This window comes from Streptomyces sp. URMC 126, from assembly GCF_051386555.1.
GTDB lineage: Bacteria > Actinomycetota > Actinomycetes > Streptomycetales > Streptomycetaceae > Streptomyces.
In genome coordinates this window covers 1-5,508 of record NZ_JBPQTX010000403.1, presented here as the reverse complement: position 1 = coordinate 5,508, position 5,508 = coordinate 1, and the positions used below count along the sequence as shown (strand labels likewise).

Sequence of the window (5,508 nt, the reverse complement as noted above, 5' to 3'; positions counted from 1 at the left end):
GTTACGGGTGACGCGTGCGCCGAGAGTGGAGGGCGGGGGTGGCGGGGGCGCCGACGGTCGCGTGGATCCCGTGGGTTCGGTGGGCTCTGTAGGGCTCGTATACCCCCTAAGGCCCGTAGACCCCCTAGGGCCTGTAGACCCCCTAGGGCCCGTAGACCCTCTAGGACCCGTAGGCTCTGAGGGTTCCGTGGATCTCATGGGTCCCATGGGGCCCGAAGCCCCCGTGGATTCCATAGGGCCCGTGGGCTCGTCCGCCGGCGACGGCCCGGTCGGCCGGTCCTCCGCGTCCGTCCCCTCCTCCGCCGCGTCGGTTGGCGGCCGGTGCGGTTGCCAGGCGAAGATCATGCTGCCGCCGATGACGCCGAGCAAGGTGCCCAGCAGGAACCCGCCGAGGTTGGACAGCACCAGCGCGGCGGCGGCGCACATGACGGTGACGATCCCGGCGAACACCCGGTAAGAGGGGGCGAACCAGGCGCTCAGCCCCATCATGACCAACACCAGCCCCATCAGGATCGACAGAATGCCGGTGATCCCCTGCATCAGCATGACCTTGAGCGGCCCCAGCGGGATGACGCAGATCTCCAGTCCCGCGAGGGTGGTGAACAGGCCGCCCCAGAAGGGGCGGCCCTTGCGCCACTTCCGCCAGGCCAGCCAGGGGTGACGGCGTGCCTCGGTGCCGGACGTCACGTCAGAAGCACTCCGACTTGCCCTTGTGGAGCGTGAGACTCAGCCCGGAGAGCTTGAACTTCGCGGCGTTGGTCGCCCACGCGGTCTGTTTCAGATCGGTGATGGTGACCTTGTCCGCCTGCTGGGCGAAGGCGTCCTGCATGCCCTGGGCGGTCTCGGGCCCCTTGTCCACGGTGGAGGCGTCGCGGCCGATCTCAATGTTGGTGAAGTCGGCGTTGCCGGAGAGCTGCGTGGCGTCGACGAAGAGGTCCTCCGCCTTCACCGGGTTCTTGGGGTTGTCGCCCGCGTGGATGTTGAGGGAGATGTCGCCGAGGCCGGGGAGGCTGGTGACCACGGACTGGCAGAGGTTGTGGAGCGTGGCCTTCTTGATCGCGGTGACGGCCACGGGGAGCTTTTCCTCCCGCATGTTCTCGTCGACGCCGCCGTACTGGACGAATCCCTCGCCCACCAGCTCCTTGGCGGAGACCTTGAACTGCTGTCCCGACACCGCGAACGACGCCGCCAGCGCGCCTTGCGCGAGCGCCACGGCGAGCGCGCCCGTGACCGCGAACCCGGGAACGGCCAGTACGGCGAATTTCCGCCACCTGACCCGGCCTGTCACCTGTCTTCCCTGTGCGTCCTTCATAGTGCGTTCCCCTCGTGGCGGTGCGACAGCGCTGCCGGTGCGACGGCGTGCCCGTGCCGGCCGCGATGTCCGCGTGGTGGCAGAGGTGCGAGGTGCGAGGTGCGTTGGGGGCGTACGTGATGTACGTGAGGTGCGTGCTATGCGTGATGTGCTCTACGTGCCTGAGGTGCCTGAGGTGCTTGCGGTGCCGGAGGTGCTTGCGGTACGTGAGGTGCCTGACCTGTGGAGGCGTCCGCCGCGCCCAAGGCGCGACGCGGCGGACGCGCAGGGGACGAATGTGCCGTCCCGCAAGGTGTACCCGAGAGTAAGTCCGCGACCGGGCACTGACAAGGGTTGGTGCGGTCGCCTGTATCCGTCGGTAACAAGGGAGTTGGTGAACGAGGGTCGGCCGCGCGCCGTCGTACTGGTCGCCGCGGCGGCGGCTTGCACTCGGTTGGCGGCGCCCAGCTCCGCTCGGTGTCCGGCAGGTGAGGCCAACTGCCATGGGATCGCCCGAGTTGGGCTTTCGCGAGCGATCCATTCCCTCCTCTTGGGTGGGTACCCCCACTCGGGTGTGCGGTCAGTCCTCCTCGGGGAGGTGTCGCGGTGGACCTTCACGGGTGACGATCGAGCGGCTTCCTTCCGCCCTGTCCGGGTGTCGCGCACCCCGTCGGCCGGTGAGCCGAAGCTCCCGTGATCGGCTCCGGCGGGCGGCGTGTTCGGCGTCGGCAACGTCAAGCGGTGCCTCAGCGAACACCACGTGGAGAGCTGCCTCTGGGGGCCGGCCGACGCGGCCGGCCGGCTGACCGTCCTCGCCAAGCTCAAGCCCATCGGCAAAGCGATCTACCGTGTCGCCACCGGGATCAGTGCGTTCTTCGAGAAAGCCGAATGGGGCCGGAAGACGGCCGACCGGATGCGCCGGATCGTCGAACGGGCGAAGGCGGAGAAGCCGGTGCCCGAAAAGCCGGCTCCTTGTCCGAAGGTTCCCGCCGGTGTTCGCTCGCGTCACGCCGCCTTCGTGTACGGGGGCCCACGGACCCGTGTGGGCCCGTCACCTTCCCGCACACGGGCGATCGGACCAAGCTCGGCTCGGACGGCAAGTACTACATGAAAGAGGGGGATCGAGGCTCCAAGAGCGACAATCCGTCGGACTTGGCCGACACCATCACCGATATCGATGTGAGAGAAGGCGGGGTGCTGTGGGAGGAGAAGACGGCTGTTCACCCGGACATCGACCCGGTCCGGTGGGCGGCCAAGTTCGTGGGGAAGAAGTTGTCCGCGTACATCCGTGCCCGGCAGTACGTCAAGAACTACGGAACGGCCCCGAAAGGTATGTGGTTCGTCAAGGCCGGTACGTCCCCCGAGCTCCGGAAGCAGGTGCAACTGCGCATCAATGAGTTCCGGGCGCTGCACCCGGACGTGGACATACGACTGAGGTGGACTGATCGAGCTATCTTTTCGAATTCGGTGACGAGTCCGTCTGGATGCCGGGACTCCGGATCGGGGCGCTCTACTCCGGCATGGCCGAAGCCGTCGGCGCGGCGCTTGAATGCCCCACGGGGCTGGTGGCCATTCCGGGGGAGTGGTACAAGATCGACGCGCCCGCCTTCGGCGCGTTCGTCGAAGCGATGCTCTCCTACCGTTCCGAGTGCCAGGACGATCTCGTCGACCGGATGCTCGACGGGGCCCTGCCCGTTTCCGTCGTCCTGCTGGAGCGCTGCGGCGTGACGCCGGAAGGCCGGAGCGAACGGGAGCGGCGGTACCTCGACGAGGTCCGGGGCATGGGCCTTCGGCTCATCAGGTAGCCGCGCGTCACTCGCGCCGCCTCCCACCCGCGCCCGCGGAAAACCGCTGGGTGGGAGGCGGCGTTCGCTTTAGCCTCCCGAAGTGAACAGACGACGGCGGAAGAAACTCGCGAACCGGCTCGTGGCGGCCGTGATCTGCGAGGAGGACGCGCGGGTACGGGCGCTGTTGCGGGCCGGGGCGGATCCGGACGCGCCGGACGCCGACGGGGTGACGGCCCTGTACGTCGCCGCCGTCGACGGCGCAACGGACCTCGTCCGCCGGTTGCTGGAGGCCGGGGCCTCGCCGGATGCGGAGAGTGCGTGGCCCGGAGCCGAGGGGACGCCGTTGTGCGCGGCCGCGTGCTGGGGGCACATCGGCGCCGTACGCCTGCTCCTCGCGCACGGCGCCGACCCGAACCTGCGGGAGGATGACGGCGCCGGGTGGGCGCCGCTCGACTGGGCGGTGCACGGCGGGCACGAGGAGACGGCCGAGGTTCTGCGCGCCGCCGGGGCGCGGCCTCGGGGGCGGGGCGTCTGAGGAGTGGGTGGGCGCTGGAGGGGGATGGCGGGGAAGGACCTCGGCCGCCGGGCCTGTCGGCGCGGCTCCGGCAGCGCGTCGGCTAGCAGCGCTTCGTCCGGCTCCGCGGGTGGCCGTGTCCGTCGCCGCCCGTTGCCGTCCGCGGCGCCGGCGGACGCGCGTCTGCGCGCGGGCCGCGCCCGTGCCGTCCCCGAGGGCCGGGCGGACGGCGTCCCGGTGACGCTCTTCGCCGGCGACCACCGGCTGTTCGCCGCGGACGGGCGGGCCGGACCTGCCGAGCTCGCAGCGGCCACCGGGTGGTCGCGGGGCCACCGCCGCCCGTCGTCCGCCGTGTCACCGAGCTCCAGGTGCGCGTTGCCCCCTTCCTCGATGTCGACATGGACGACGCGTCACCGGGCGTCACGTTCAGCGCTGCTGTGCAGGTCCGTCCGGCCCGCTCGTCTCGGCCGGGCGGCCGGCCGGGGTTCTCGCCGGTCACGAGGAGGTGGCATCCATCGGTGCCGCGACCGGCTCTTCCGCCAATCCCCTGGCGGACGTCCTGTGCCCGGACCTGGCCGCCCCGCCCGGCTATCCCACGCGGCGGCTCACGCTGGACGCGATCGCCGGCCTGGCGCCGCGCGGGTCTGGTGAGGGCTCGCGCACGCGGAACGGCGGTGGCCGCCTTCCCCCCTGAACCGGGGAAGGCGGCCACCGCCGTTCGCGAGTCGTCTCCGGGCGGGCCGGTCAGTACGACTTGTGGGCCTGCCAGTAGGACCAGGCGCCGCAGGGGCTGCCGTAGCGGTCCTTCATGTAGTCCAGGCCCCACTTGATCTGGGTGGCGGGGTTGGTCTGCCAGTCGGCGCCGGCCGTGGCCATCTTCGACGCGGGGAGGGCCTGGACCAGGCCGTAGGCGCCGCTGGACGGGTTGGTGGCGGTGTGGTTCCAGCCGCTCTCATGCTCGACGATCTTGCTGAAGCACTGGAACTGGCCCTCATCCTTGATCATCTGCCGGGCGGTCTCCTGCGCGGCGGCCTTCGGCGCGGCGGTCGCGGCCTGGGCCGGACCGGAGGCGAAGACGGCACCCGCGGCGGCCAGGGCCACGGCGGCACCGGCACCGGCGGTCAGCTTGCGGGAGGCGAAGCGGCTGATGGTCGAGAACGTCACGGAGGAGAACCTTCCGTCGGGGGCAGGACAGCGCCGCCGGACCGTGCGGTCCCTGGCGGCTCAACCAACCTGCGGGACGGTTCCGGGGCGGCGCAACGACCGCTGATTACTAAGGCGGGGCGGAGACGGGCGTGCGCACACGCCGCCGGGCGCGCGGAAACACCGGACACGGCCACGAAAGAGGGTCGTTTGTGGGCCGGGTCACGTGGGGCCCCTCACGGGCAGGTAATACCCTCTAGGTGTGCACATCTCTTACGCCATACGGCGTGCCCAGGCATCCGACGCGTCCGCGCTCACCCGGATGGTGCGCTCCTCCCGCGCGTACGGCGGCCGGTACGCGTCGATGGTCGAGCGCTACAGGGTGGGGCCGGACTACCTCGCCGCCCACCCGGTCTTCGTCGCCGCCGCCGAGGCCACCTCCGCCGGTCCCGGCAGGCTGCTGGGCTTCTACGCGCTCCTGCTCGACCCGGCCGAGCTGGACCTGATGTTCGTCGCCGACGCGGCGCAGGGACGCGGCGTGGGCCGGACCCTCGTGGCCCATATGAAGGAGCAGGCCCGGGCCGCCGGCCTGACCCGGGTGCGGGTGGTCTCGCACCCGCCGGCCGAGGGCTTCTACCGGTCGGTGGGGGCCGTGCGGACGGGGACCCTGCCCGCGACGCCACCGGCGGTGGGGTGGGAGCGGCCGGAGCTGGTGTTCTCGTTGGATGCGCCCGCGGGGGAGGCGGCGCCTGTGGTGGGGGTGAGAGTGGGAG

6 protein-coding genes and 1 pseudogene are annotated in these 5,508 nt (G+C 71.1%); 4 read left to right on the top strand and 3 right to left on the bottom strand.

From position 1 onward, the window contains the following. Positions 1-687 (bottom strand): DUF6114 domain-containing protein (locus tag ACSNOK_RS30145; RefSeq protein WP_436783971.1); only part of this gene is annotated, 687 nt, incomplete at its 3' end. Between the two features lies 1 nt (position 688). Continuing rightward, a complete protein-coding gene (locus tag ACSNOK_RS30140) occupies positions 689-1,312 on the bottom strand; it encodes a DUF6230 family protein (protein ID WP_436783970.1) in 624 nt (207 codons plus the stop codon). Between the two features lie 1,439 nt (positions 1,313-2,751). On the opposite strand from ACSNOK_RS30140, the pseudogene ACSNOK_RS30135 reads away from it, so the two are divergent. The 3 genes and pseudogenes from ACSNOK_RS30135 to ACSNOK_RS30125 all read left to right on the top strand — a co-directional run. Continuing rightward, a pseudogene (locus tag ACSNOK_RS30135) lies at positions 2,752-3,096 on the top strand (DUF6086 family protein); the annotation flags it as partial. Between the two features lie 82 nt (positions 3,097-3,178). After that, positions 3,179-3,613: an ankyrin repeat domain-containing protein gene (locus ACSNOK_RS30130; RefSeq protein ID WP_436783969.1), complete on the top strand. Its 435-nt coding sequence runs from the start codon at positions 3,179-3,181 to the stop codon at positions 3,611-3,613. A gap of 484 nt (positions 3,614-4,097) precedes the next feature. Continuing rightward, complete coding sequence (locus tag ACSNOK_RS30125; protein ID WP_436783968.1) at positions 4,098-4,286, top strand: hypothetical protein; 189 nt, start codon at positions 4,098-4,100, stop codon at positions 4,284-4,286. Between the two features lie 50 nt (positions 4,287-4,336). Here ACSNOK_RS30125 and ACSNOK_RS30120 read toward each other — a convergent pair whose 3' ends face one another. Further along, positions 4,337-4,756 carry a transglycosylase SLT domain-containing protein gene (locus ACSNOK_RS30120; RefSeq protein WP_436783967.1) on the bottom strand — a complete coding sequence of 140 codons (420 nt, stop codon included), beginning with the start codon at positions 4,754-4,756 and terminating at the stop codon, positions 4,337-4,339. Positions 4,757-5,057: 301 nt separating this feature from the next. Here ACSNOK_RS30120 and ACSNOK_RS30115 point away from each other — a divergent pair. Next, the coding region (locus ACSNOK_RS30115) for a GNAT family N-acetyltransferase (RefSeq protein WP_436783972.1) at positions 5,058-5,508 on the top strand (451 nt) is incomplete at its 3' end.